This is a genomic window from Streptococcus sp. SP1 (assembly GCF_030440005.1).
Taxonomy (GTDB): Bacteria; Bacillota; Bacilli; order Lactobacillales; family Streptococcaceae; genus Streptococcus; species Streptococcus parasanguinis.
The window spans coordinates 23,946-49,915 of the sequence record NZ_JAQFJJ010000014.1; the positions used below are offsets into that span (position 1 = coordinate 23,946).

A 25,970-nucleotide genomic window follows, 5' to 3' on the forward strand; every position below is an offset into this window, starting at 1 on the left:
GAAAGCCTCGTTTGTAAAGACCAACGAGGGGAATGTTTAAAATAGTAGACAAAGAGCTTGATCTAGGAGAATCAAGCTGATGATGAATGGAATGAACCTTCTAGCCCTTCACTGCTTGAGAAATAAAACGAGCGATGGCGTCTGTCTCCCCTTGGTGGAGAGCCTTAACGATTTTAGACCCCACAATAACCCCATCTGAGACCTTGTTGAAACGGTGAACATCCTCCATGCTGGAAACTCCAAAACCTGTTAAAACAGGAATGGATGCTATTTCGTGTAATTGGGCCAAGTGGTGATCCAAATCATCTCGATAGCTACCAGCTTTCCCCGTCACTCCATTGACAGCAACGGCATAGATAAATCCTTCTGCATCTTGAATCAATTTCTTTTGGCGCTCGATTCCTGTGGTTAGGCTCACTAGTGGCACCAAAGCGATGTCTTTATCCGCTAATAGAGGCTCTACCAAATTCGCATGCTCATGGGGGAGGTCCGGAATAATCACTCCTTTGACTGCTGTTCCTTCTACATCTCTAAAAAAGTTTTCTAGACCATATTGGAACAAGGGGTTGAAATAGGTCATGATGACCAAAGGAACACTTGTCTCTAAGTACTGGATCGTTTGCACCAGTTCCTCTGTCGTCGTCCCATGGGCTAAACTTCGTAGTCCCGCCTCTTCAATCACAGGACCATCTGCCACTGGATCCGAAAAAGGAATGCCAACCTCAATAGCTGAGACACCAAGTTCCTCCAAAAATTGGATGGTTTCCTGCAAACCTGCTAAGCCTTTTTCATGATCTCCTGCCATAATATAAGGAACAAAGATCCCTTGCTGCTGGTCTTTCAGCTTTTGTAAATGCTCTGTTAAGGTCTTTCCCATCTTACTCTCCTCTCTCTTTTTCTAGGCAGTCTTTGACTTGTACCACATCTTTATCCCCACGACCTGATAAGCAAACGATCATAGATTTTTCAGGCCCCATCTCCTTGGCCAACTTCACCGCATAGGCGATAGCGTGGCTAGATTCCAGGGCTGGAATGATTCCTTCTACTTTTGAAAGCAATTGAAAGGCTTCTAGGGCTTCTTTGTCTGTCACTGGCACATAGGTTGCCCGCTTGATGTCATGGAAATAAGAATGCTCTGGCCCAATCCCTGGGTAATCGAGACCTGCTGAAATCGAGAAGGCTTCTAAAATCTGTCCATGGGCATCCTGTAAAACATCCATCAAGGCGCCGTGAAGGACTCCCGGACGCCCCTTGGTCAAGGTTGCTGCGTGCTGGTCTGTATCCACTCCAAGCCCAGCAGCTTCTGCCCCATACATGGCAACAGAGGTATCCTCAACAAAAGGATAGAAGAGGCCAATGGCATTCGATCCGCCTCCTACACAGGCTAAGACTGCATCTGGTAGCGCACCATCATTTTGCTCTGCAAATTGGCGTTTGGCTTCTCGACCGATGACACTTTGAAAATCACGGACAATCTCTGGGAATGGATGAGGCCCTAGAGCAGACCCCATGATATAGTGGGTATCCTCCACATTTGCTACCCAGGCTCTAAGGGCAGCATTGACCGCATCCTTGAGAACCCGTGACCCATCTGTTACTGATTGAACCTTGGCGCCCAACAATTCCATCCGAAAGACATTGAGGGCTTGGCGTTTGACATCTTCTTCCCCCATGTAGATGGTACATTCCATATCAAATAAAGCAGCAGCTGTTGCTGTTGCAACACCGTGCTGTCCGGCCCCTGTTTCTGCGATGATCTTCTTTTTGCCCATCCGGTGTGCCAACAAAACCTGTCCTAGGGCATTATTAATTTTATGAGCCCCTGTGTGGTTGAGGTCTTCTCTTTTAAGAAAGATCTTGGCTCCACCGACATACTTGGTAAGATTTTTAGCGTAATAGAGCGGTGTTTCCCGACCGACATATTGCTTCAGAAGCTGATCCAATTCTGCTTGAAAAGAAGGATCTGCTTGACTTTCTCTATAGGCTTCTTCTAATTCTAAAACTGCTGTCATCAAGGTTTCAGGGACAAATCGTCCCCCGAACCGCCCGTAAAATCCGTTTTTATCTGGTTGTTTATATGCCATGCTTGACCCTTTCTATAAATCGTTTTATCTTTTCTTGATCTTTTATTCCATTTGTCTCGACCCCACTGGATACATCCACCGCATAAGGATGAAAGAAGCGAATAGCATCTGCTACATTATCTACTGTCAAGCCCCCTGCAATAAAGAAGGGCTTTGTGAAATTTTGGGTTTCGAGTTCTTGCCAGTTAAAGGTCTGCCCACTTCCTGCTACAGGAGCATCAAAGAGCAGATAATCAGCACCAGTCTCAGGAAGAGCCGCGTCTTTCCCCACTTGAACAGCGCGAATCGTTTGTTGGGGAAGGTCTTGCAAGATGGTTTCATCTATCGGCCCATGCACTTGTATCAGGTCCAAGCCCACAACTTGACAAGCTTGCTCCACTTCTTCTCTTTGTGGTGATACAAAAACACCGACTTTTTGAACCCCCTTTGGAATGCCTGTAGCCAACTGCCGAGCTTGCTCCAACGTGACTTGCCGTTTGCTCGGTGCAAAGACAAAACCAATGTAGTCCGCACCGGCTTCAACAGCTGTCTGGACGGCTTCCGGAGTGGACAATCCGCAAATTTTAACCTTTGTCAATCTGCAACTCCTTTACTTTTTCAGCCACATTGTCTGCCTTCATGAGGGCTGTCCCAACGAGAATGCCATTAAAATAAGGAGCCAGCATACGCGCATCTGCTGCTGTGAAAATAGCAGACTCAGAGATGTAAACCGGTTTTTGTTCAAAACTGGTCGCCAATTCAAGGCTAGTATGAAGATCTGTCTCAAAGGTCACCAAGTTGCGATTATTCACCCCGATGATCTGAGCCCCAATCCGGTGAGCGACCTCTAGTTCTGTCAGATTATGAGTCTCCACCAAGACCTCCAGGCCAAGATGGGTCGCAAACTCATAGAGTTCTTTCAGACGAGCCTCTGGCAAGGCTGCAACTATCAACAAGATCACGGTCGCCCCTGCGTTTCGCGCCCGAATCACTTGTTTTTCATCCACAATAAAATCTTTGTTGAGGGTGGGGATACGTACTTGACTAGATATTTCCCGGAGATACTCGATACTACCCTTGAAAAACACTTCATCGGTCAAGACAGAAATCATCACGGCCCCATTTTCTTCGTAAGTCTTAGCCTGCGCGACGATATCCACATCAACATGAATATCTCCCAGACTCGGACTAGCCTTTTTCACTTCCGCAATAACCTGAAGCTTTTCTGGATGACTCTTTAGGTAATCATACAGGCGGTAGGTCTCGCGCAAAGGTTGGAGTTCCTCTTCTTTCAGCACAGCCACTTCACGCGCCTTTTCCTTTAGAATCTTTGGCAAGAATTCTTGACTCATTTTTGATACTCCTGTAATAATCTCAATTTCTCAAGGGCGGCCCCACTGGCAATCACTTCACGTGCCAAGGCAATCCCCTCTTTGATAGAATCTACCTTGCCGTTGGCATAAAAACCAAGGCCAGCATTCAAGACCGTCACCTCTAAGAAGGGACTTGCTTCATTCTCCAAGACGCTGAGCAAAATTTCCGCATTGCGTTTGGCGTCTCCACCACGTACTTGATCAATTTCGATGCGCTCCATTCCGATATCTTCTGGTTGAAAACTGGATAAGGTAACCTGCCCATTTTCCAGAATAGCGAGCTGGGTTTCCCCATCAAGGCCTGCCTCGTCCAAACCTTGTGGACCACTCACCACCACTGCGCGTTTCCGACCCAAATTCTTTAGAATCTCCGCCGTACTTTCCAGCATATCCGGACGACTGGTTCCCAATAGCTGGGTTTCTAGAGGAATCGGATTGATAAGAGGACCGGTTAAGTTCATCACCGTTGGAACCCCTAATGCCAAGCGAGCGGGCATAATATAGCGCATGCCAGGATGTAGATTTTTGGCAAATAGGAAGACAATTCCCGCCTTTTCAAACACTCGTCCCAAGTCTTTTGGACCCAAATCAAGGTTAATCCCTAGAGCTTCTAGCACATCCGCAGAACCAGATTTAGAAGAGATCGAACGATTTCCGTGTTTCGCCATCTTGATGCCACCACCAGCAAGGACGAAGGCAGCTGTTGTTGAAATATTGAAACTATAAGAACGATCGCCCCCCGTTCCACAATTGTCCATTGCTCCTTGAACTTCTGTAGGAATAGCGACTGCATAGGCCTGCATCACTTTTGCAATAGCCGTCCGCTCTTCAACCGTTTCGCCCTTCATTTTGAGACCTAGAAGAAGGGCCGTCACCTGTGCTTCTGAAGCACGACCAGCAACAACTTCCTCCATAGCAGCTTCTAACTCTGCACTGGTTAGATCCATTCCTTCCGCTATTTTTGCAAGCACTTGTTTCATCTTCCGCTCCTTGACTAGTTTGACGAAATTTTCGATGGTCTTGAGCCCATCTGGCGTCCCGATACTTTCTGGATGGTATTGAAAACCATAAATTGGTAAGCTACGGTGTTGAATTCCCATAATCGCTTGATCATCCGTCGTCCGAGAGGTAATGACAAAATCCTCTGGCATGTCTTCAATCGTCAGCGAATGGTAGCGCATGACTGGGACTTCTTTTGCAACACCCGCGTATAGCGGAGAGGGAGCTTCTAGCTGGATCTGGCTTTGTTTGCCATGCATGACCTGTGGAGCCAATCCCAAGCGCCCTCCAAAAACTTCCGCAATCGCTTGATGCCCCAAGCAAATCCCCAAGATTGGTTTGACCCCTGCAAAATCTCGGATCATCTCCTCCATCTTGCCCGCATCCTTTGGCCAACCTGGACCTGGAGAAAAGACCAAGGCATTTGCTTCTTGGGCAACTTGGTACAAATCCGGATCATCATTTCGAAGCACCTGGACCTCATCAAATTTGCCGATATACTGTGCTAAATTGTAGGTAAATGAATCGTAATTATCTACTAATAAAATCATCCTTCTTCTCCAATCCTAGTCATCGATTTTGCCTTATTGACGGTTTCTTGGTATTCATTTTCAGCAATTGAATCATAAACGATTCCTGCTCCGGCCTGCACATAAGCCTTCTTATTTTTGAGGATCATGGTTCGAATCGCAATAGCAAAATCGAGATCCCCCGTCACAGAGAGATAGCCAATAGCACCTGCATAGACCCCGCGTTTCTCTTTTTCTGCTTCATAGATCCGCTTCATGGCTCGAATCTTGGGAGCACCCGAAACGGTCCCAGCTGGAAGAGTCGCCTTCAGAGCCTCAATGGAGGCTAGTCCAGGAAGTAATTGCCCCTTGACCACACTCGTCAGGTGCATCACATAACGAAAGAATTCCACTTCCATATATTTGGTCACTTCAACTGACCCATTTTGAGCGATACGACCAATATCGTTTCGCCCTAGATCCACCAACATCCGGTGTTCTGCGACTTCTTTTGGATCCCCTGCCAAATCAGCTGCCAATTGCCGATCAGCCTCTTCATCGATCCCTCTGGGACGTGTGCCAGCAATGGGATCGGTCGTCACCACTCGATCCTTGACTGACACCAGACTTTCTGGACTGGCACCGATAATTTGGTACTCCCCAAAATCATAAAAGTAGAGATAATTCGAAGGGTTGGTCACGCGCAAATTGCGGTAATAATCCAATGGTTTACCTGAAAAATCAGCTGAAAAACGTTGACTGAGCACGCATTGGAACATATCTCCTTTTCGAATATAGTCCCGCGCTAGGGCCACCATTTCCTCAAACTCTTTTTGCTCCAAATGATTGTGGAAATGAAGCGCATGCAGGTCCTTGTCCTGAAACTCTTCTTTTGCAGGTCTTGCCAATTGTGCTAACACTTGCTCCAAGCTCGACGCTTGCTCTGCTTCACTCCGTCCACTATAGAGGTTCTCTTCCACCACATAGACCTTTTCCTTTTTGTGATCAAAAATCACATAGCTTTCATATAAGAAAAAGTGAAGATCTGGTGTGCCGATCGTATCTTCCGGAATAGAACCAATGTTCTCATAGAGGCCAATCAAGTCATAGCCAACAAATCCAATCGCCCCACCGTTAAAAGGGAGTTCCTCTGAAGTTTTCCTTTTGACCGTGATGCGATTCAAAAAGTCCAAAGGATCCTCTTCGACAATTTGATCATTGTAATAGAGGACGCCATTTTCAAACTTGACTTCACTGACTGGCCGATAGGCTACAATTGAAAAACGCGCATTCTCTTTTTCACGAGGGATCGACTCCAAGATCATTTTATGGGGCGCATCCAAACGCATATAAGCCAAAATTGGACTCAACACATCAGCAGATAAAACTTTTTTCATATCAGAAACCTCTCTTCTAGAACTCTTTTATTCTAATGAATTCAACTGGCTAAGGCTATCAAAGATATCCCATCGCTCTGTTTGCGCTTTGGGATCAATGTGCCTAAGCGCGCTTCGCTTGCTAAGGCACATAGAAAAGCCCTCACACAAAAACTGTGTGAGGGCGTAGTGTCCGCGGTGCCACCTCTTTTATAGGGAAAAATAGCTGGTCTTTCCCTACATCTCTATCTCCTCTATCAAGGAGTTGCACGGTAAGGGGTGCCAACCGAATTCACATGGGTTAGAATTCATTGATCATAACAGTCCAATTTTCATCAGTCGCTATTGCTTGTTCACAATTCCCACAAGCTCCCTGAAAATAGCCGACTCATTACTTTTCTGTTGCTACCATTATAACCCTTTTTCTTCGAAAGTCAATAAAATTTTTAGTCTTTTTTTATACTTTTTTCTACACTTATTTAATAAAATCAGCTCAAAGATTCCTAGCGGCACGTCCTTTTTATCCCAACAATAGGATACTCAATAAAGCTAAAATTGCAGGACCACCTTGGGTCAAGATAATCTTTTTATTGGCTGTCATCGCACCGTAGGTCGCAGCTCCAATAATAAAAAGCACAAAAATTGTAACAACTTCACTATTTTTAGAGACAAACAATCCATACAAGAGGAAGACACCAATCAAGGCATTGTATATTCCTTGATTCTTAAATAAAGAGGTCACAGATGGGCGGACGAGTTCTTCTTTATTCATGTTGAAAACCCGACTTGTGGTATCAGATGTGGTTCTGATGCTCTCCAAATAAAAAATATATAAATGCTCCAGTGCAGCAAGACTTGCTAAAATTATCGTCAGTAATGACATTGTAGATTCTCCTTTTTATTCAACTGTTATTTGTTCAATGCCAGATACTAATTTGTCCAGCAGGTAAGAAAATTGCTCTTGTTCTTGAGCAGTCAAAATCCGACTCATCTGTTCTTTCACCGCCACATGATGGCGAGGGGGATGTTTGACCAAACGATTATAGGCCGTATCCGTCAAATGAATTAAGATTTCCCGCTGGTTTTTTGGATTTCGACTCCGATGGACAAATCCTTCCTTTTCCAATATTTTGAAATGCCGGGTTAAAGCCGCTGGATCAATCTGCAAGCGTTCCTGAACCGCGATCTGATTGCAAGGCGCTTGTTCTAATAAATCCTGCAAAATTTGATAACGTGTTAAGCTAATCCCTAGGCGCTTTTCAAAAAGTTGCGTAGTTGATTGATCTGCCAAACGTAGTTGGTAGAGCAAATCATTTATTTCTGCCATATTCCTTCTCCGTATTATTTTTGATAAATCAATAATTGACTAATCAATTATAAAATATTTCATATCCTCTTGCAAGGAAAAGAGCTTGCACTGTTTTTTTACACAAAAAACTCTAAGCAGGCAGAGCCTGCTAACTCATGACAGAAAAGAAGGTTCGGCTTATAATGAAGGTGAACAATACAAATCCGTGGTCTTTAATAGGGCTTTTCCTAGTCTGTACAAAAAACTGGTTGAACAAGAGTCATGAGATAACTCGAATATGCCTTGAGCATGAAAATAAAATTACTAATAGCCTCTTGTTCTATTGTTCAAATAGTTAACAGGAGGTTTTTATAATGGAAGTCATGATTGAAACTTGTTGTGGAATTGATGTCCATCAAAAGTCTATCGTTTGTTGTATTCTAGATGGTCCACTAGATACCAATAAGCCAAAGAAAATTCAGAAAAAATTTGGGACAACTACTGTATCTCTTCAAAATGCCTTAGCTTGGATATTAGAAAATCATGTCACACATGTCTTTTTTGAAAGCACTGGGCAATATTGGCTCCCTCTCTTTAATATATTTTCAGACTCAGAACTCAATTTGATATTAGCTAACCCTCAACATATCAAGAATGTACCTGGTCGAAAAACAGACATGAAAGATGCAGAATGGATTGCACAACTCGGACGGTGTGGACTTATTGAGCCATCTTACATTCCTAACCCTGAAGTGATGCAGTTACGTTTACTCACTCGTAGGCTACGTTCTTATAAACAACGTCAAACCCAAATAAAGAATGAGATTCATAACCTCTTACAACGTGCTAATATCAAACTAACCAGCTATCTTTCTGATATCTTCTCTAAGACAGGACAGTCTCTTTTAACGCTCTTTATCAATGGGGAACTCATTGATTACGACAATGTGATAGCTTGTATTCACAAGCATGTCAAAGCAAGTCCAGAAGAATTAATGGAGGCCATGAATGGGAAGTTGTCACTGGAAGATCGATTTCTCTTGGCCCAAAGCCTAGAAGAATATCAATTGTATCAAAAACTCATGAATAAATTAACGAGTGAAATGATAGCTTATATCGAAAAGGAGTTCCCCTGAAGAAAATAGATTACTTCAAACAATCCCTGGTGTGAGTGAGACCTGTGCTGCCACTATTCTAGCTGAGATTGGACCAACTATTACAGCCTTTCCATCCGATGCACATTTAGCATCATGGGCTGGACTCTGCCCAGGGTCTTATGAAAGTGCTGGCATTAAAAAATCCTCACATATCACGCAAGGAAATCGATATATCAAACAGGCTTTGACCACGTCGGGATTAATTGCAGCACATTCTAAGGATCCAGCTTTTTCTTCTTTTTACAATCGAATTTCCCAAAGAGGAAGCAAGATGAAAGCCGTCGTTGCTTGTGCTCATAAGATTCTTAGAATCATTTACAAACTACTCTCCACCAAACAGACTTATCAAAAAGAAAAGGCGCTAGGACTGGGGAAACAGTTCTAACGCTTAAAATAAAAAATTTTCAATTACAGTATAGCATAGGAAGTGATTTTTTGCGCTTTTTTACTGCTTTTTTTCAAATAAAAAGCCGCCTGATTTGGCGACTCTTAGGGAGATTATTATGAAAAAGAAAAGTTTTAGGATTTTTCTAAACAAAGTTAGGAGGTCTTTGTTTATGCTTCTATTATAGCGGACATTTCTTAAAGAAAGCTTACGACTTTATTTCAAAATGAAAACAAATTCTTTACAGATTCTTTTCAGCGTTTAAAATACCTGGAATATCTAGTAAGGTGTTCATCTGATGATTACCTTCATAGTCAGACGTCAAGAAATTGATACTCTGAATCTGGCTATTTCTTGCAAAGTCAATATCCAGGCTCCGATCCCCTATATAGTAGGTCTTTCCTGGCTCCAACCCGTACTTCTCCATCAGATACATGGCAGCTTCTGGGTCAGGCTTGCGGGCAAAACCACTTTGACTGGTCAAAATCTCTGTAAAAAAAGAATCCAAACCCAAGTCCCGTAGGATGACAAAGGCATTTTCTCCCTTATGGGTATAGACAAACTGCTCAATTCCAGCTTCTTGTCCCCAGGATAGGACATCACGCGCCCCCTCCATCAGAAGGACCTGGGCATTTTTCTCCGCTAGACTTTCTGCTCGGCGATGATTCAAGTCGGTCACATCCAGATGATACTCCTCCGCCACCGCTACTAAAAGATCTTGAACCGAATGCTTCAAGATGTAGTCTTTGATCCTCGCTCGGTCAAACGGAAGCTGATAAGATGCATAGGTCTCCTCAAGTCCTGCTAAAATAGCATCATAGGAATCCAGCAAGGTCCCATCCAAATCCCAAATAAAGGCTCGTTTTGTCATTTTTTCTTCTCTCCTACTTTTCGTCTATAAAGCTGACTCAAAAATAGCCAACGGAAGCCATTATCCAGCAAGGTCCCAGTCCAGACCCCTGGAAGGCCAAAGCCAAGGGTTACTCCAAGCAGATAACCGGCTCCAATTCGAATGACCCACATGCCAATCGTCGTTGCATAAAATGGAAGTTTCCCATTTCCCAAGCCTTGCCAAACAGCTGTATAGATGACCGTTCCTGCTGTAAACAGCGTTCCCAACAAAGAAAAGAGGACAACCGATAAACTAGCTTCTACTGCTTTTGTATCTTGTGTGTAGAGATGGGTCAGAAGGGTGCCCCCAAAAAAGATTCCCAAGGCAATAGGTAACATTAACACGAAGGACAAGCAGTAAGACTGCTTTCGAAGGCGGTGAAGCTGCTCAAGATCACCTTCACCCAGACTCCGTGCTACGAGCATAACCGTCGCCGTGGCCACTCCAAATACAGGCATGTAGTTAAACTGGGTCAAGGTCTCTCCGATAGCATTTCCTGCGACTGCCTCGGTCCCAAAAGCAACCACGATCGCAATGATTACCACATCTCCGGCCCGCATCATCAGCCGCTCCCCGGCAGCTGGAAGTGCTAAGTTCAAGAGCTTACGATCCAATCCCCAACGAAGGGGTGCAAAGGGTAGCTGAACCTTTTGCCACAAGAGGATGACGCCCACCAGACGGGCCAGCACCGTCCCCAAAGCTGCGCCAACAATGCCCCAACCAAAAAGGAAAATAGCCACAGAGGAGAACAGAGCGTTTAATAGATTGGTCAACAGGCTCACATACATAGGAATACGTGGATTGTTGGCCACCCGAACCAAGGAGCCCAAGGTCGTCATCAATCCTAAGAGAACTATGGTCCCGCCGACCAAGGAAAGGTAAATCCCCCCGCTTTCGGCTACTGCAGCTTCAGTCCCTAACAGCGAAATCATCTGGCGTCCAAATAACAGCGAAGCCCCTCCTAAGAGAGCACTCAACAGTAAGGTCACCTTCAGTGACTCTGTCGCATGGTAGGCAATATTTTCTTGATTTTTTTCACCCAAGCTTTTGGACATGACACTGGCAACTGCCGCACCCAGTGCCAAAAAGATGGCTTGATAGATCGTGATGATATTCCCTGCGACGGAAACACCTGAAATAGCAAACAAGCCCAGGTGAGCTACTAAATAAGAGTCCACCATGCCCATCAGCATTTGTAAGAAATTTTCACCCATGGCAGGAAGGGCGATGTTTAAGATTTTTTTGTATGAATTCATGAGTATATAAAAGAGCCAAACGGCTCTTTTGATCTTTCTAATACAGAGAATTAAAGTCCCAAGTAGTCTTCTACGGCTGCTTGCATGTCTTTGGCTGCCACGCTTGTACGATGGCGAACCGGTGCAGTTTCAAGGCCGTCTACAGCCGGTGGCACAGGAACACCTGAGAGTGTGTGTAATTTAGCCAAGGCTTCGAAATCGCCTAGACCTGTCTCACCTGTCACCGCTTCTACTGCAACAACTGGGAATTTGTAAGGACTTGCTGTAGAGGCAATAACTGTTTTAGCAGTATCTCCTGTTTGAGTCCGGTATTTTTGATAAACGGCTGATGCTACGGCTGTATGAGGGTCTTCGATGTAATCAGACGCTTCATAGACCCGCTTGATCTCTGCAGCAGTTTCTGCTTCATCTGCGTATGCAGCCGCAAACAAATCTAAGATATCTGCATCAAAGTTGGACAACTGGTACTGACCTGTTGCAACAAGGCTTTCCATCAATTCTTTGGTCTTTGTGGCATCATTGCCTACCAAGTGGAAAATCAAGCGTTCCAAGTTTGAAGAGACCAAAATATCCATCGATGGACTAGTGGTCACCTTGAACTCACGTTTCTTATCATAGACATGTGTTTTGAAGAAGTCTGTCAAGACATTGTTTTCATTTGATGCACAGATCAATTTTCCAACTGGAAGACCGATTTGTTTGGCATAGAAAGCTGCCAAGATATTTCCAAAGTTTCCTGTTGGGACGGTAAAGTTGACTTTTTCTCCCGCTGTGATTTGGCCTGTCTTCACCAATTGAGCATAGGCGTATACGTAATAGACAACCTGAGGCACCAAACGACCAATGTTCATAGAGTTAGCTGATGAAAATTGCATCTTGTTGGCTGCTAATTTTTCACGAAGCGCCACATCATTGAACATGTGTTTGACATTGGTTTGGGCATCGTCAAAGTTTCCATCGATGGCGATGACATGGGTATTGTCCCCAGTTTGAGTCGTCATTTGCAATTCTTGCACCTTGCTGACACCATCTTTTGGATAAAAGACAATGATCTCTGTTCCTGGAACATCGGCAAAACCTGCCATAGCAGCTTTTCCTGTATCTCCAGAAGTCGCCGTCAAGATGACAATTTTATTTTCCAAACCGTGCTTTTTAGCTGCTGTTGTCATAAAGTAAGGCAAGATCGACAAAGCCATATCTTTAAAGGCAATGGTGGAACCGTGGAAGAGCTCCAAGTTGTATTGTCCATCGAGTTTGACAAGCGGAGCAATGGCTGGGGTATCAAACTTGCTGTCATAAGCATGAGAAATACAGTAGTCTAACTCTTCTGCTGTAAAGTCATCCAAAAAGGCTGACAAAACAAGCTTGGCTACTTCTTGGTAAGAAGCGTCTTTGAGGGTATCAAAATCCAGCTCTACTTGAGGATAAGAGACTGGAGTAAACAAACCGCCATCTGTCGCCAATCCTTGAAGGATAGCTTGACTAGCTGTTACAGTATTTTTTTCATCTCGTGTTGATTGGTAAACTAATGTCATGACTGATTCATTCCTTTACTTGTTATCTTCTCATTATATCATAAATGTCAGAAAATTTAACGGCTTTTCGCCAAATCTTGGCAAAGGTCGGCAAACAGAAGCTAGATAAAAGAGAGCAGGCGCAACGACTTTGCTCCTACTCCCATGCGAATCTGTTTTACAGGTGTCTGAAAGACTTGATCAAGCCAATCCCAACTCTGCTAAAACAGATGGGAAGTCTTTCTTCAAGCTTTCAAGAGCTACCGTTACTTCTTGACGAGTTTGGTTATTTTTCACAGTAACTTGACCGCTCTCAACTTCACTACTTCCTAAGGTAATCAAGGCTTTAGCCGCAAAGATATCCGCTGACTTAAATTGTGCCTTGAGCTTGCGTCCAAGATAGTCACGTTCCGCCTTGAAACCTTGGATTCGAAGGGCCTGAACCAAGCTAAGCGCTGCTTCATTGACCTCATCTCCTAGGACAGCAATATAGGCATCTAGGCCTGTTTCGATCGGTAATTCAATGCCTTTCTTTTCAAGAACGAGAAGGATCCGTTCCACACCGATACCAAATCCAAAACCAGCTGTCGCAGGGCCACCGAAGTATTCAACCAAACCATCATAGCGACCACCTGCACAGACTGTCAATTCATTGCCTTCAATTTCTGTAATGAACTCAAAAATCGTGTGGTTGTAGTAATCCAAGCCACGCACCATGTTGGTATCAATGACATAGGATACTCCCAAGTCTTCCAACATCCGACGAACCGCATCAAAATGCGCTTGGCTTTCTTCATCTAGATAGTCTAGGATGGAAGGAGCCTGTTCAACCGCCGCCTTGTCTTCTTTTTCTTTTGAATCCAAGACACGAAGCGGATTTTCTTCTAAGCGACGTTGGCTGTCCTTAGACAATTGATCCTTCATTGGCAAGAGGTAATCAATCAAGGCTTGACGATAAGCCTGACGACTAGCAGGGCTTCCCAAGGTGTTCAAGTGCAAGGTCACATTATCAATCCCTAGTTCTTTCAGGAATTGCGCTGCCATGGCAATGGTTTCGACATCCGTTGCAGGATTGCTCGATCCAAAGCATTCTACCCCAATTTGGTGGAATTGACGCAAACGACCTGCTTGAGGACGTTCGTAACGGAACATTGGGCCTATGTAATAGAACTTACTTGGTTTTTGTACCTCAGGCGCAAAGAGTTTATTTTCTACATACGAGCGGACAACAGGAGCTGTTCCTTCTGGACGAAGCGTGATATGACGGTCTCCCTTATCATAGAAGTCATACATTTCTTTGGTAACGATATCCGTCGTATCCCCTACTGAACGGCTGATGACTTCATAATGTTCGAAGATCGGTGTGCGGATTTCATCATAATGGTATCGCGCAAAGACCTTGCGTGCAAAGCCTTCTATATATTGCCATTTCGCTGAATCGCCAGGAAGGATATCCTGGGTCCCTTTTGGTTTTTGTAATTTCATAGCCTTCATCCTTTGTCTTACTTTTGCCTCTATTTTACCACAAATTCGAAGAGAAATGGAGACTGGACCGAATTTCCTTCGTTCGACACCTTCAAATCCTCTTTCTCTTCTTGCCTTATCAGCCGAATTATGAGAAAATGGAAGCCATACTACACTGAAAGGATCTTGCGATGAGAGAGGATATCAAAATCAATGACCGTGCCCTGGCACTAGAGAAGTCGTTAATCGAAAAATTGGAGCTTGTATTTGATACCGATGTTGAGTTAGATGTCTATAATCTGGGACTGATCTACGAGATCCATCTAGATGAAGCCGGCACTTGCAAGGTGGTTATGACCTTTACCGATACGGCTTGTAGCTGTGCTGAGAGCCTTCCGATCGAAATCGTCGCTCGCCTAAAAGAGATCGAAGGGATCGAAGATGTCAAGGTCGAAGTGACCTGGTCACCCGCTTGGAAAATTACACGAATCAGCCGATACGGGCGCATCGCCCTTGGTCTTCCACCACGATAACAATCATTACCATTTAAGAAACGCAGTCAACTAATGAAGGAAGACCTCTTTGGAAATCCGATACATAATAAATAAACGAGGAACACCAGCTCTGCCATCAGAGTTTGTTCCTCGTTTTTTATGATGTTTGAATCCATTCAAACTTGTTCACTACCAGAATGGACTAAGCCTCATCAACTTTTGGTTCTGGAAGGATTTGATACAACACAATCCCAAGAATTGTTGACGTTGCGACACCAGTGATTTGAAGTCCCCCAATTTGGAAAACCAAACCACCGATTCCTGATACTAGGATCACACTTGCAATCAAGAGATTCTTTTTATTATCAAAATTAATCTTGTTTTCAACTAAGATTTTCAAACCGCTGGCCGCAATTACTCCAAAGAGGGCGATCGAAATACCACCCAAAACAGCGGTCGGAATCGAATTCAAAAGAGCTGATACTTTACCAATAAAGCTCATGACAACCGCAATCACTGCTGCACCTGCGATAACATATACTGAATAGATCTTATTCAAGGCCATCACCCCGATATTTTCACCATAAGATGTAACCGGAGGAGCTCCGAAAAATCCTGCAATGATTTGTGCCAAACCATCTCCTGTAAGAGTATGGTCCAAACCAGGATCTTGGAAGAAATCTCGACCTGTCAGACTATTCAAGACCATCACGTGACCAAAGTGCTCTGTCATCGTCACAAAAGCAATTGGAGCCATGGTCAAAATGGCACTTGGGTACAATTTAAAATCATAATTAACAAATGGGATATCAAAGCTTGGAATTTGGAACCATTTGGCTGAAGCAACGGATGCAAAGTGGACAATCTCTTGGCCGGTAACCAGACCTAAGATAAGAGAAAAGAGATAACCTACGATCAACCCTAGCAAAATAGGAATCACTCCGATAATTTTCTTGCCATACATATTAAAGAGAATAACAGCAAAAAGAGTGACCATTGAAATAAGCAGGCTCGTACCGCTGTATTTTCCATCGATCATGGTCGCATCGCTCACAGCTGTTGAGGCAAGGCTCAAGCCGATCACAATGATAATTGGGCCCACTACAATCGGTGGAAGTACTTTATCAATCCAGGCATTCCCAGCAAACTTGACAATCAAGGCCACCAAGAGGTAGACCAAACCACCCGCCATGGCACCTTGGGCAACTGCTGCGATTCCATCTGTCTTCATCAACATCTGCATAGCAGCAATATAAGCAAAACTAGACCCCATGTAGGCAGGAATCTTATACTTGGTCACCGTCAAGTGAGCCAAGGTCCCCAAACCAGATGAGAACAAAGCAATGGCAGGATCAATCCCAACCAAAATCGGCACCAGCACTGTCGCCCCAAACATGGCAAACAAATGCTGGAAAGATAAACCAACCAGCAAGCCTGGTTTTGGCATATCATTCACATCATATTTAACGTCATTCACGATCGTAAAAACCTCCTAAAATTAAGATGCGACAAGCTATGGCTGAACAAAAACGTCTACCTTCGATGACCAAATCGTAAGAATGCACTCCCTGCTTCCATCATCGACGATTTCTTTTTTATCAAACCACTTTTCAATATACAAAAAAATCCCCCTCAACAAGGAGATACACAAAATATAGGCTGGTCTTCCCAGGCCTTTCATTTCCATAGCTCCTTGCCTGCCTCTCTGGACAGTATTAAAGGATTGATTCGATTAGTCACAATTATAGCAAATTATAGACGGATTTACAAGAAAAATGACAGATGATATACCCAAATCCCCCAAAAAGTAATATTCATACGTTTCAGCGACAGGGTTAAAAATAGCGACTTTGAGCCCAAAAAGAGGCTGGGACAAAAGTCCTAGCCTCTCAATTATTTTTGGATTGTCGAGCAAGACGCAGTGGTTGAGTGGGCTCTACTACGCTGATTTCATCAGCTTTTACAGCCCTACTCAATTGTGCGGAGGTGGGACGACGAAATCGAATTCTAACGAATTACCGATTTCTGTCCCACTCTCTCTTTGGACAAAGTCGTCCTTGCAATTATTGTTTACCAGACTGTTCCATATTCCAGAAGTCGGTTACAGCACCACGTGATGCTGAAGAAACGATGTGGGCGTATTTACCCAGAACCCCACGGCTATACAGTGGTGGCAAGGTTGTTTCAGCCTTCCGTTTCGCCAATTCTTCGTCTGAGACGTGCATGGTGATTTCTTTGGTATCTTGATCAACTGTCACCAGATCCCCAGTATGGAGGTAGGCGATTGGGCCACCAACCTGAGCTTCAGGCGCAATGTGACCAACAACGAGACCGTAAGTACCTCCTGAGAAGCGTCCGTCTGTCAAGAGAGCCACCTTGTCTCCTTGTCCTTTCCCAACAATCATGGATGACAAGGACAGCATTTCCGGCATACCAGGACCACCCTTAGGACCTACGAAACGAACAACAACAACGTCGCCATCCACGATCTCGTCTGAAAGAACGGCTTCAATGGCAGCTTCTTCAGAGTCAAAGACCTTAGCAGGACCCGTGATGTTACGGACCTTCACACCTGATACTTTGGCAACCGCCCCTTCTGGAGCCAAGTTCCCTTTCAGGATGATCAATGGACCATCAGCACGTTTAGGATTTTCAAGCGGCATGATAACTTTTTGACCTGGTGTCAAATCAGCAAAGGCTTCCAAATTCTCAGCTACTGTTTTACCAGTACATGTGATGCGATCTCCGTGAAGAAAACCATTCTTAAGAAGGTATTTCATGACGGCTGGCACCCCACCGACATTGTAAAGGTCTTGGAAAACGTATTGACCTGATGGTTTCAAGTCAGCCAAGTGAGGCACGCGCTCTTGGAAATCGTTGAAGTCTTCAAGCGTCAAGTCCACGTTAGCTGCGTGAGCGATCGCAAGCAAGTGAAGAGTGGCATTGGTGGAACCACCTAGCGCCATGGTCACTGTAATCGCATCTTCAAAAGCTTCACGGGTCAAGATATCCGATGGTTTGAGTCCCATTTCCAGCATCTTGACAACAGCACGACCTGCTTCTTCGATATCGGCCTTCTTATCCGCTGATTCAGCAGGGTGAGAAGATGAACCTGGTAAGCTCATACCAAGGACCTCGATCGCTGTCGCCATGGTATTGGCCGTATACATCCCACCACAGCCACCAGGGCCAGGGCAGGCATTACACTCTAATTGCTTCACTTCTTCAGCGGTCATATCGCCGTGATTCCACTTCCCAATTCCTTCGAAAACAGAAACCAAGTCGATATCCTTGCCGTTCAGATTACCCGGTGCAATGGTTCCTCCGTAGGCAAAGATCGCTGGGATATCCATATTGGCAATGGCGATCATCGAACCAGGCATGTTCTTATCACAGCCCCCGATGGCTACAAAGGCATCTACGTTGTGACCGCCCATAGCAGCTTCGATAGAATCCGCAATGATATCACGTGACGTCAAGGAGAAGCGCATTCCTGGAGTCCCCATAGCAATCCCATCGGCAACCGTAATGGTTCCGAATTGAACCGGCCAAGCTCCCGCATCTTTTACACCTTCTTTGGCCAATTTTCCAAAATCATGAAGGTGGATGTTACAAGGCGTGTTTTCAGCCCAAGTAGAAATCACCCCTACGATTGGTTTTTCAAAGTTTTCATCTGTCATCCCAGTTGCCCGAAGCATGGCCCGGTTAGGGGACTTGACCATGCTGTCGTAGACGCTACTGCGATGGCGTGTATCTAATTCTGTCATCTGATTCCCTCTCATCGTATTTTTATTATTATAGCACAATTTACGGCCCAACGACAGAAGAAAATTCTTGAATTTTCAGACAATTCAGCTTGCTCGCTTTCTTGCTAAAATAATTTACAGTTATATCTTGACTTTTGTTAGCAAAGTGATATCATTTAGATATCATAAAGAAAGAAGGGTTCGTCCCATGGAAGAAAAAATTTTAACCCAAAAGAAAAACGGCTTAGCTGCCCTTATATGCTTGCTAGTTGGGGATCTCGTCTTAGTTTTAGCATTTATTAGTGCGATTGCTAGTCTACCAGAAGGTTTTCCACTTGCGATTGCAGTTATTACCTGTATTTTTCTCTTTATTGCTAGTCTGGTGTGCTATGCGGGGATCAAAATCATTAAACCGCAAGAGGCCTTGGTTTTGACCTTGTTTGGGAACTATATTGGAACCATTCGAGAAGCGGGTATTTACTTTGTCAATCCCTTCTGTGTCGCTGTCAATCCTGCCAATAACACCCGCTTGGGCCAAAGTGGTGATGTCACCACCAAGTCACCCATGTCTGTCCGTAAAACAGCAGAAGGTAACAATATTTCTATCGAGACAGGTAAAAAGAATATTTCCTTAAAAGTGATGACCTTGAACAACTCTCGTCAGAAGATTAATGACTGTTTGGGAAATCCTGTAGAAATCGGTATTGCAGTCACTTGGCGTGTAGTGGATACGGCTAAAGCAGTCTTCAATGTGGATAACTACAAAGAATATCTCTCATTGCAGTGTGATAGTGCTCTTCGTAATATTGTCCGTATCTATCCTTATGATGTAGCTCCTAATGTCGATACGACAGGAGACGGCCAGGCAGATGAGGGTAGCCTAAGAGGCTCCAGTGAAATTGTGGCCAGTCGTATTCGAGAAGAGATTCAAGCACGTGTAAAAGATGCTGGACTCGAAATTCTAGAAGCTCGTATTACCTACTTGGCCTATGCTCCAGAAATCGCAGCTGTCATGCTTCAACGCCAACAAGCTTCTGCCATTATCGATGCGCGGAAGATGATTGTCGACGGAGCAGTTGGGATGGTTGAAATGGCCCTTGAACGCCTGAGCGAAGGAGAGATTGTAGAGCTAGACGAAGAACGGAAGGCTGCCATGGTTTCGAACCTTCTTGTCGTTCTCTGTGGCAATCATGATGCACAACCAATTGTTAATACGGGAAGTCTCTATTAAGAATGGCTGACCAAAAGAAAAAACAGATTCCACTTAGATTGTCAGCCAAGTTATATGCTGCTATCGCATCATGGGCAGAAGATGACTTTCGATCGGTCAATGGGCAGATCGAGTACCTGCTGACAGAATGTGTCAAACAACGAAAAAAGGATGGCAAATACGTTTCGGAAACGATTGATGAGCCATTTGAAATAGACCTTTAAGGAAAACTCCTGTCCCATTTGATGGGGCGGGAGATTTTTTTAACAATTTTTTGTCAAGTAACTTTACTTTACAAAAAAGTTTTGTTATACTGTTAAAGTTGATGAAAATCAAACCTAATTGAATTTATATCTTAAAAGGAGAAAAACGAAATGGCAGTACCTGCACGTCGCACATCAAAAGCGAAGAAAAACAAACGTCGTACGCACTACAAAGTAACAGCTCCATCTGTAAACTTTGACGAAGCAACTGGAGATTACTCACGTTCACACCGTGTATCACTTAAAGGATACTACAAAGGACGTAAGATTGCTAAAGCTGCATCAGCTGAATAATAGAAGGGAGATACCATGCGCGTAAATATTACACTTGAACACAAAGAATCTGGTGAACGCTTGTACCTTACTTCTAAAAACAAACGTAACACTCCAGACCGTCTTCAATTGAAGAAATACTCACCAAAACTTCGCAAACACGTTGTGTTTACAGAGGTGAAATAGGGATTCACTACACGTCAATAGACGGTAGAAGCCTTGATTTAAAGCGATTCTTGAAATTTAAAATTTCATTACATTGCAATAAAAATCAACCGAATCACTACCTTTTTCACTACCTTTTTTGAAATAAGAATATTGATTCGGACGATAAAAAGCAGAGGAACTTTAGTATGAAGCTCCTCTTTTTGTTATTGTTCTTTTATTTACAAATCGTAAGACCTGGGTTGAAACGGTTTGGTTTCAAGTAATTTATAAATAGATAAATTGTAAAATATAGTGCAATAAAGATCTCATAAATAGGCAATTAAATCATTATTAGTCAAATAAAATTAAAGTGTGTAAGAATGAATATGAACATTAATAGAACAATTTTTTATGTGCAATACATACGAAATAATTTGACACCTCTATAATCTATAAATTTGTTTTATTTCTAATATCAAACCAAATTTTGGTAATAAAAATAAACAAATACATAACTATAGAAATAGCTATTGGATAATAAATAATAGTTCCATAATTCATCTGTTTAATCCCTAACAACAGAGCTTCTTTATGCATTAATACGAAGAAAATAATATTGAAAAAGACTGTGCAGGTAAGCATAATAACAGCATATGTTAATGCTTGTACAGATCTTATGGTCACGGCCTGCTTATGTGATATTCCAATTCTCTCCCATTGCGGTTTCTCTTCTTTTTCTTTAACTGAAGAAAGAACAGTGATAGAAATAAGATTAGCTATCACAACTATTAGTGGCCCTACTACAAAAAACAGTAGAACAGCATTTATTTCAACTGATGCTGTTTTTTTTGCTAAATTTGAGTAGGCAACATCAGAATAAATCATTAATTCTGAAATTAAGATTGCTATTATGGAAATAGAAACTGTTAATGACTTCAAATACTCTCGATCCTTCAGAATAATCCATTTTGCCATAACAAAATCATAAGACGAGCGCCAACCTAATAAAATTTTAGTTAGAAAAGTTTGAATATGTGGCGAAATGAAGGCTAACAAGAACAAATGCATAACTAAAATTAGTAAGATTGAGTCATCCAATCTGAATAATAATTTTTCATTAGGTTTGCTCACAGACACAGTGAAGAATGGAATAATCAATTTTAGCCAGAAGACTAAACTTAGAGCAAATCCTAAAACTTTAATTAACTTAATAAAAAAGTAGTTTTTGGAATCAAATCTATCTCCAAGCAAAACGGTATTACCTAGGATCTTATATAAGTAGAGGAAGCTACCTATGAAAGCAAGTAAGCAAATAATCAGGATGGTCAAGAGAAATGCTGACATGCTGAAATCAATCGGTATAGTTGGTAATAATTTTTCTCCTCCCAAGTATTGCGCATAACTATAATAAAATCTTGCAAAAAAGATTGAGCAAAAGCTTCCTATTATACTTATTAAAAATGCAAAAATAGTAAGCTGTCCACTAATCAACAATGACAATTGAACTCTGCTTCCGCCATTTATTGACCATTGGCGATAGTCCTCTTTTGCTAAATTCAAAAATAGTCGAATTAGACCGGAAACTAGAAACAATAAAGTAAATCCACCAAAAAGAACTGGCCCTACAAATAATAAGGTGGGACTCCCAACATCTCGAAACACTCGCTGATACTTTATAGTACTAAAAGCAACAGAGAGACACATTCCAACCAATAAACTTGAAGCAAAAAATAGAGGAAACATTCCTAGCCACTGTTTTTTTGAATACTTAAATTGATAATAAATTAATTTAAACATCTTAAGTTAGTCCCCGCTATCTTTTATTTCTAACGCCTTATAAAGAGCTTCAGCAGTGGGGGTAAACAATTCCTGATAGATTTTGCCATCTTTTAAGATTAGAGCTCTATCCGTTTGACTTGCTAATTCAATATCATGGGTTACCATAATGACACATCTTCCCTCTTGTGCTAAATCAGCTAACATTTCAAAAATAATCTTCCTTGAAGTACTATCCAAAGCACCTGTCGGCTCATCTGCAAATATAATACGAGTATTTGAAAGAATTGCTCTTGCGATAGCTAATTTTTGTTTTTCTCCACCAGATAATGAAGAAACGGGGGACATCAATTCAGCTTTAAAGTTCATTTTATCTAACAGGGCCTGAATGTCGTTTTTACTTATTTTTTTATGGGACAATCTCAGAGGCAAAGCAACATTCTCTAAAGCTGGGAGAGCTGGAAGTAGGTTATAAGATTGAAAAATAAAACTAATATCTTCTCTTCTAAATTGTGATAATCTATTATTCTTTAATTGATATGGATTGCAACCATTAACTGTGACAACTCCCTCGGTTGGCCCTGATAAACTCGATATGCAATTTAACAAGGTTGATTTACCAGATCCACTTACTCCTAGTATAGATACAAACTCACCATAACCAGCACTGAAAGAGATATCTCTAAGTACCGTAATCTCTTTATTTTTATCAATATGAAATTTCTTTGATAAATGTTTTACTCCTACTGCAACTGTATTCATATTTTCCTTTCTGAATCACTACTGAATAATTTTTAAAATGGTAACCAGTTTTGATTAATATACTGCATATCCTATTATACATGATAATACCCATCGTTGTTTTATATCTTCATATGAAAAAAATTTACACATTATCAACTTTTTAAACTTGAAAATTAAACAAATTCTCTTTAGAATATATCGTATATATAAATATTTTGACAGTTTGTAAATTTTTTTAGGATTTAATATGGTAAAAGGAACTCAAGAAAAGATTATTAATTCGTTTTTTAAACTAGCAGAACGATATCCAGAACGCTCAACTTTCAGTATAACTGAAATCGCTAACGAGGCAAAAATTTCGAGGCAAGCAATATACCAAAAGCATTTTAAAAGTTATGAAGAAATAGTAGATTTCATCATGGATTCTATTGATACTACTATAAATGAACAATTTTTACTATTTGAAAAACACAATCTCTCAATTGAAGTTTTTTTCTCAAAAATTATTATCCCAGAATTATATAAATATAGAGATTGGCTTCGCTGTGTCTACTCTACGTCGGCTATCCCTAATTGGCGAAATTATTTACGAGAAAAATATTCAAACTGGCTACTAAACGCACCTATTAACTTAAACCATTCGTTCCTACAAAATGATACTTTATCAAATTATATTGTAAATTGTGTATTAAGTATTATAGAAACTTGGATCACAGAACCTTTTCCCACTCCGCCAGAAGTCTTTTCAAAACAGTTTATTGAATTGATAAATACTCCGTTAAATAATCATTTAAGTCCAATCAAACATGACGGTAGTGTAAAATAAGTTGTGTAAACACAAAAAGGAAGAAACACGTTATAGTAGAGTTGTGAAACATTACTTGAAAGAGATTTATTACAAGGAACAAAGTAAAGAGATTAACATCTATCGCCAATTAAATATAGCTAATAAAATAAGATGGTTATCTATTCTTCTAATTAACCCTTATCAAAACGATTCACAAATTGATTATTACTGAGGTAAAATAGCGGATAATTACGCTTCAATAGAAACGAAAAAAATTGATCTAACGCGATTCTTGAATTTTAAAATTTCAATGTATTGCAATAAAAATCAGCTAAATCACTACTTTTTTTGAAATACGATACTGATTTGAACAATCAAAAGCAAGAGAAACTTCACGATGAGGTTTCTCTTTTTTCTATGCTTACTCCGACATCTATTTATTCTTATCATTGTGTTATAATAGAGTGAATTATATATTCACGCAATAGTGCTTTAAAAATTCCATCAAAAAGTTCCAATTAAATCTGCCTATTTTATCTTTCACAATTAAAAGTCCTACAAGCTTTTAAATCGAATTTTGATGGAAAATATTCGCGTGATTTTCGCGTGATTTTCGCATGACGGTTTAAGATGACATCTTAGAAAGACTATGAAATCAAGGATTAATAGTTATCTATTAAATTTATTTTTTCGCGTGATAATCGTAAAAAACTTTAAGAAATATTGTATTTTAGGAAAGGGAAAAAATGAACTTAATTTTTGAAGGGGTTGATTTAGAATACAAAAAAGCTGAAAATAGTCTACCAAAATCTTTCTGGGAAACCTACTCCGCATTTGCAAATACCAATGGCGGAAAAATAATTCTCGGAATAGATGAAAAAAATATCGACCCCTACCAAGGAGTCAATAATCCTCAAAAAATACGAGACAATTTATTTGCTTTGGTTGCAAACAAACAAAAAGTTAGTTGTAATCTACTTACTGATAATGACATTGAATACATTGACATTCCAAACAAAGATAAACAACTCATAGTAGTCACTGTAAGAGAAGCCAACCCTGACCAAAAACCTGTTCATCTAAAAAATGATTATCGTGAATCATATAAAAGATTAGGTGAAGGTGATGTTCGACTTGACAAAGAAGAGCTCAAGTATCTGATGACAAGTTCTCATGATGATATTGATAGTGAGTTACTTAATAATTTTGACGAAAACGACCTAAATTTAGATACAATAGAACATTACAAAAAGTTATTAATTGAACTTACTGGCAACACAAAATATAATAGCATTTCTTTGAGAGATTTTCTAATCGAAATTGGTGTATTTAAAAAAGATAGAACAATTAATACATATAAATTAACCGCAGGAGGACTGATATTCTTTGGAAAGTATAACTCTATCATTTCTCGTTATCCAAAATTTCAACTAGACTATTTTGAAAAAGATACCTCTCTTTCAACTAGGTGGAACGATAGAATTTCAACAGGTGATATGATGTACCCTGATTTAAACATGTTCGACTTTTTCAATTTAGCATATAAGAAATTAACTACTACAACAAATGATAGATTTGAGTTTAATAACGAATCTGCTCATCGTTTACCATTCAAGAAAGACCTATCTGAATCTATACGTGAAGCTTTAGTAAATTGCTTAATGCATGCTTACTATGATTTTGATTCTCCTGTAGTTATTACGGCTTATCAAGACTTCTATGAATTTAAAAATCCAGGTAAGATGAAAATTTCTATTCCTGAATTTATACATGGCGGAACTTCCAAAACGCGAAACAGTACAATCTCTTCATTATTCCGTAGAATTGGGATGTCAGAAAAAGCTGGGTCTGGCGGACCGAAAATTTTTGATATTTCCGAAAAATATAAACTAAAAATTCCTGAAGTAAGCACTACCTTTGATAGTACTATTGTTACAATCTGGAAAGTAGATTTATTATCTTCTTATTCAGACATATCAGATAATGAAAAGATAATACTTGAATATATCATAAAAAATGGTAGCATTACTAAAAATGATGTCCTCGAAAATTCTTTAATGACCGAATATAAATTTAGAGAAAACCTGAAATCTCTACAAAATAAAAAGTATATTGAGATAGAAGGTAAGGGACGCTCTACAAGATATGTTCTCCCCAAAAGTTCAACCGAACAATACCATATTATTAAACAACAAATCAAAAATCTTGGAGATTTCATGACTATGTATTAAACATTAGACCTGTTCAAAAACTA

General features: G+C 41.2%; 25 protein-coding genes and 1 pseudogene. 9 read left to right on the forward strand and 17 right to left on the reverse strand.

Annotation, left to right across the window (positions count from 1 at the left end):
- Positions 1-100: 100 nt before the first annotated feature.
- From trpA to PCY07_RS08020, 9 genes and pseudogenes are all read right to left on the reverse strand, one after another.
- On the reverse strand, positions 101-877 hold the full coding sequence (gene trpA, locus PCY07_RS07980; protein ID WP_156671966.1) for a tryptophan synthase subunit alpha: 777 nt from the start codon (positions 875-877) through the stop codon (positions 101-103).
- A gap of 1 nt (position 878) precedes the next feature.
- Positions 879-2,084 carry a tryptophan synthase subunit beta gene (gene trpB, locus PCY07_RS07985; RefSeq protein ID WP_156671965.1) on the reverse strand — a complete coding sequence of 402 codons (1,206 nt, stop codon included), beginning with the start codon at positions 2,082-2,084 and terminating at the stop codon, positions 879-881.
- A complete protein-coding gene (locus PCY07_RS07990) occupies positions 2,074-2,661 on the reverse strand; it encodes a phosphoribosylanthranilate isomerase (protein WP_301356114.1) in 588 nt (195 codons plus the stop codon). The genes trpB and PCY07_RS07990 overlap by 11 nt, the downstream gene beginning before the upstream one ends.
- Positions 2,648-3,415: an indole-3-glycerol phosphate synthase TrpC gene (trpC, locus tag PCY07_RS07995; protein ID WP_156671963.1), complete on the reverse strand. Its 768-nt coding sequence runs from the start codon at positions 3,413-3,415 to the stop codon at positions 2,648-2,650. The genes PCY07_RS07990 and trpC overlap by 14 nt, the downstream gene beginning before the upstream one ends.
- A complete protein-coding gene (trpD, locus tag PCY07_RS08000; protein WP_301356142.1) occupies positions 3,412-4,416 on the reverse strand; it encodes an anthranilate phosphoribosyltransferase in 1,005 nt (334 codons plus the stop codon). The genes trpC and trpD overlap by 4 nt, the downstream gene beginning before the upstream one ends.
- A 9-nt stretch (positions 4,417-4,425) precedes the next feature.
- Positions 4,426-4,986, reverse strand: a pseudogene (locus PCY07_RS08005) (aminodeoxychorismate/anthranilate synthase component II); the annotation flags it as partial.
- Entirely contained in the window at positions 4,983-6,341 is a 1,359-nt protein-coding gene (trpE, locus tag PCY07_RS08010) for an anthranilate synthase component I (RefSeq protein ID WP_195227903.1), read from the reverse strand. The gene trpE and the pseudogene PCY07_RS08005, both read right to left, overlap by 4 nt.
- 499 nt (positions 6,342-6,840) lie before the next feature.
- Positions 6,841-7,203 carry a DUF1304 domain-containing protein gene (locus PCY07_RS08015; RefSeq protein ID WP_049487568.1) on the reverse strand — a complete coding sequence of 121 codons (363 nt, stop codon included), beginning with the start codon at positions 7,201-7,203 and terminating at the stop codon, positions 6,841-6,843.
- A 15-nt stretch (positions 7,204-7,218) separates the two neighbouring features.
- On the reverse strand, positions 7,219-7,647 hold the full coding sequence (locus PCY07_RS08020; protein ID WP_003009542.1) for a MarR family winged helix-turn-helix transcriptional regulator: 429 nt from the start codon (positions 7,645-7,647) through the stop codon (positions 7,219-7,221).
- A 335-nt stretch (positions 7,648-7,982) separates the two neighbouring features.
- Between PCY07_RS08020 and PCY07_RS08025 the strand changes: the two genes are divergently transcribed.
- Both PCY07_RS08025 and PCY07_RS08030 read left to right on the forward strand, forming a co-directional pair.
- Complete coding sequence (locus tag PCY07_RS08025; protein WP_301356115.1) at positions 7,983-8,744, forward strand: IS110 family transposase; 762 nt, start codon at positions 7,983-7,985, stop codon at positions 8,742-8,744.
- The gene (locus tag PCY07_RS08030) at positions 8,722-9,150 is read left to right on the forward strand and encodes a transposase (RefSeq protein WP_301356143.1); all 429 of its coding nucleotides are present in this window, start codon (positions 8,722-8,724) and stop codon (positions 9,148-9,150) included. The genes PCY07_RS08025 and PCY07_RS08030 overlap by 23 nt, the downstream gene beginning before the upstream one ends.
- 241 nt (positions 9,151-9,391) lie before the next feature.
- Here PCY07_RS08030 and PCY07_RS08035 read toward each other — a convergent pair whose 3' ends face one another.
- The 4 genes from PCY07_RS08035 to hisS all read right to left on the reverse strand — a co-directional run bounded on the left by PCY07_RS08035 (position 9,392) and on the right by hisS (position 14,297).
- Positions 9,392-10,021 (reverse strand): HAD-IA family hydrolase, encoded by a 630-nt coding sequence (locus PCY07_RS08035; protein ID WP_195228100.1) that lies wholly within the window; start codon positions 10,019-10,021, stop codon positions 9,392-9,394.
- Positions 10,018-11,298, reverse strand: coding sequence for an MATE family efflux transporter (locus PCY07_RS08040; protein ID WP_301356118.1), 1,281 nt, complete (start codon positions 11,296-11,298; stop codon positions 10,018-10,020). Before PCY07_RS08040 ends, PCY07_RS08035 begins: the two co-directional genes overlap by 4 nt.
- A 50-nt stretch (positions 11,299-11,348) precedes the next feature.
- Positions 11,349-12,833 carry a threonine synthase gene (gene thrC / locus PCY07_RS08045; RefSeq protein ID WP_014712664.1) on the reverse strand — a complete coding sequence of 495 codons (1,485 nt, stop codon included), beginning with the start codon at positions 12,831-12,833 and terminating at the stop codon, positions 11,349-11,351.
- Between the two features lie 180 nt (positions 12,834-13,013).
- Positions 13,014-14,297 carry a histidine--tRNA ligase gene (gene hisS / locus PCY07_RS08050; RefSeq protein WP_195228101.1) on the reverse strand — a complete coding sequence of 428 codons (1,284 nt, stop codon included), beginning with the start codon at positions 14,295-14,297 and terminating at the stop codon, positions 13,014-13,016.
- A gap of 170 nt (positions 14,298-14,467) precedes the next feature.
- Between hisS and PCY07_RS08055 the strand changes: the two genes are divergently transcribed.
- Positions 14,468-14,809, forward strand: a complete 342-nt coding sequence (locus tag PCY07_RS08055; protein ID WP_013904437.1) for a metal-sulfur cluster assembly factor — start codon at positions 14,468-14,470, stop codon at positions 14,807-14,809.
- Positions 14,810-14,972: 163 nt separating this feature from the next.
- Here the strand turns inward: PCY07_RS08055 and PCY07_RS08060 are convergent, their stop codons facing one another.
- Both PCY07_RS08060 and ilvD read right to left on the reverse strand, forming a co-directional pair.
- Positions 14,973-16,247, reverse strand: coding sequence for a solute carrier family 23 protein (locus tag PCY07_RS08060; RefSeq protein ID WP_301356121.1), 1,275 nt, complete (start codon positions 16,245-16,247; stop codon positions 14,973-14,975).
- A gap of 586 nt (positions 16,248-16,833) precedes the next feature.
- Positions 16,834-18,537 (reverse strand): dihydroxy-acid dehydratase, encoded by a 1,704-nt coding sequence (gene ilvD, locus PCY07_RS08065; protein WP_301356123.1) that lies wholly within the window; start codon positions 18,535-18,537, stop codon positions 16,834-16,836.
- Positions 18,538-18,724: 187 nt separating this feature from the next.
- Here ilvD and PCY07_RS08070 point away from each other — a divergent pair, with 187 nt between their 5' ends.
- From PCY07_RS08070 to rpmG, 4 genes are all read left to right on the forward strand, one after another.
- Entirely contained in the window at positions 18,725-19,747 is a 1,023-nt protein-coding gene (locus PCY07_RS08070; protein WP_045764088.1) for an SPFH domain-containing protein, read from the forward strand.
- A gap of 2 nt (positions 19,748-19,749) precedes the next feature.
- Entirely contained in the window at positions 19,750-19,950 is a 201-nt protein-coding gene (locus PCY07_RS08075; protein ID WP_003011522.1) for a PTS ascorbate transporter subunit IIC, read from the forward strand.
- A 150-nt stretch (positions 19,951-20,100) separates the two neighbouring features.
- Complete coding sequence (rpmF, locus tag PCY07_RS08080) at positions 20,101-20,283, forward strand: 50S ribosomal protein L32 (protein ID WP_003009516.1); 183 nt, start codon at positions 20,101-20,103, stop codon at positions 20,281-20,283.
- A gap of 15 nt (positions 20,284-20,298) precedes the next feature.
- Positions 20,299-20,448 carry a 50S ribosomal protein L33 gene (rpmG, locus tag PCY07_RS08085; protein ID WP_001265622.1) on the forward strand — a complete coding sequence of 50 codons (150 nt, stop codon included), beginning with the start codon at positions 20,299-20,301 and terminating at the stop codon, positions 20,446-20,448.
- A gap of 411 nt (positions 20,449-20,859) precedes the next feature.
- Here rpmG and PCY07_RS08090 read toward each other — a convergent pair whose 3' ends face one another.
- Together PCY07_RS08090 and PCY07_RS08095 are read right to left on the reverse strand one after the other, a co-directional pair.
- Positions 20,860-22,206 carry a hypothetical protein gene (locus PCY07_RS08090; protein ID WP_301356125.1) on the reverse strand — a complete coding sequence of 449 codons (1,347 nt, stop codon included), beginning with the start codon at positions 22,204-22,206 and terminating at the stop codon, positions 20,860-20,862.
- Between the two features lie 6 nt (positions 22,207-22,212).
- Positions 22,213-22,947, reverse strand: coding sequence for an ABC transporter ATP-binding protein (locus PCY07_RS08095; protein ID WP_301356127.1), 735 nt, complete (start codon positions 22,945-22,947; stop codon positions 22,213-22,215).
- A 229-nt stretch (positions 22,948-23,176) separates the two neighbouring features.
- On the opposite strand from PCY07_RS08095, the gene PCY07_RS08100 reads away from it, so the two are divergent.
- Together PCY07_RS08100 and PCY07_RS08105 are read left to right on the forward strand one after the other, a co-directional pair.
- Positions 23,177-23,755, forward strand: a complete 579-nt coding sequence (locus PCY07_RS08100) for a TetR/AcrR family transcriptional regulator (RefSeq protein ID WP_301356128.1) — start codon at positions 23,177-23,179, stop codon at positions 23,753-23,755.
- A 707-nt stretch (positions 23,756-24,462) separates the two neighbouring features.
- The gene (locus PCY07_RS08105; RefSeq protein ID WP_301356129.1) at positions 24,463-25,947 is read left to right on the forward strand and encodes an RNA-binding domain-containing protein; all 1,485 of its coding nucleotides are present in this window, start codon (positions 24,463-24,465) and stop codon (positions 25,945-25,947) included.
- Positions 25,948-25,970: the final 23 nt, after the last annotated feature.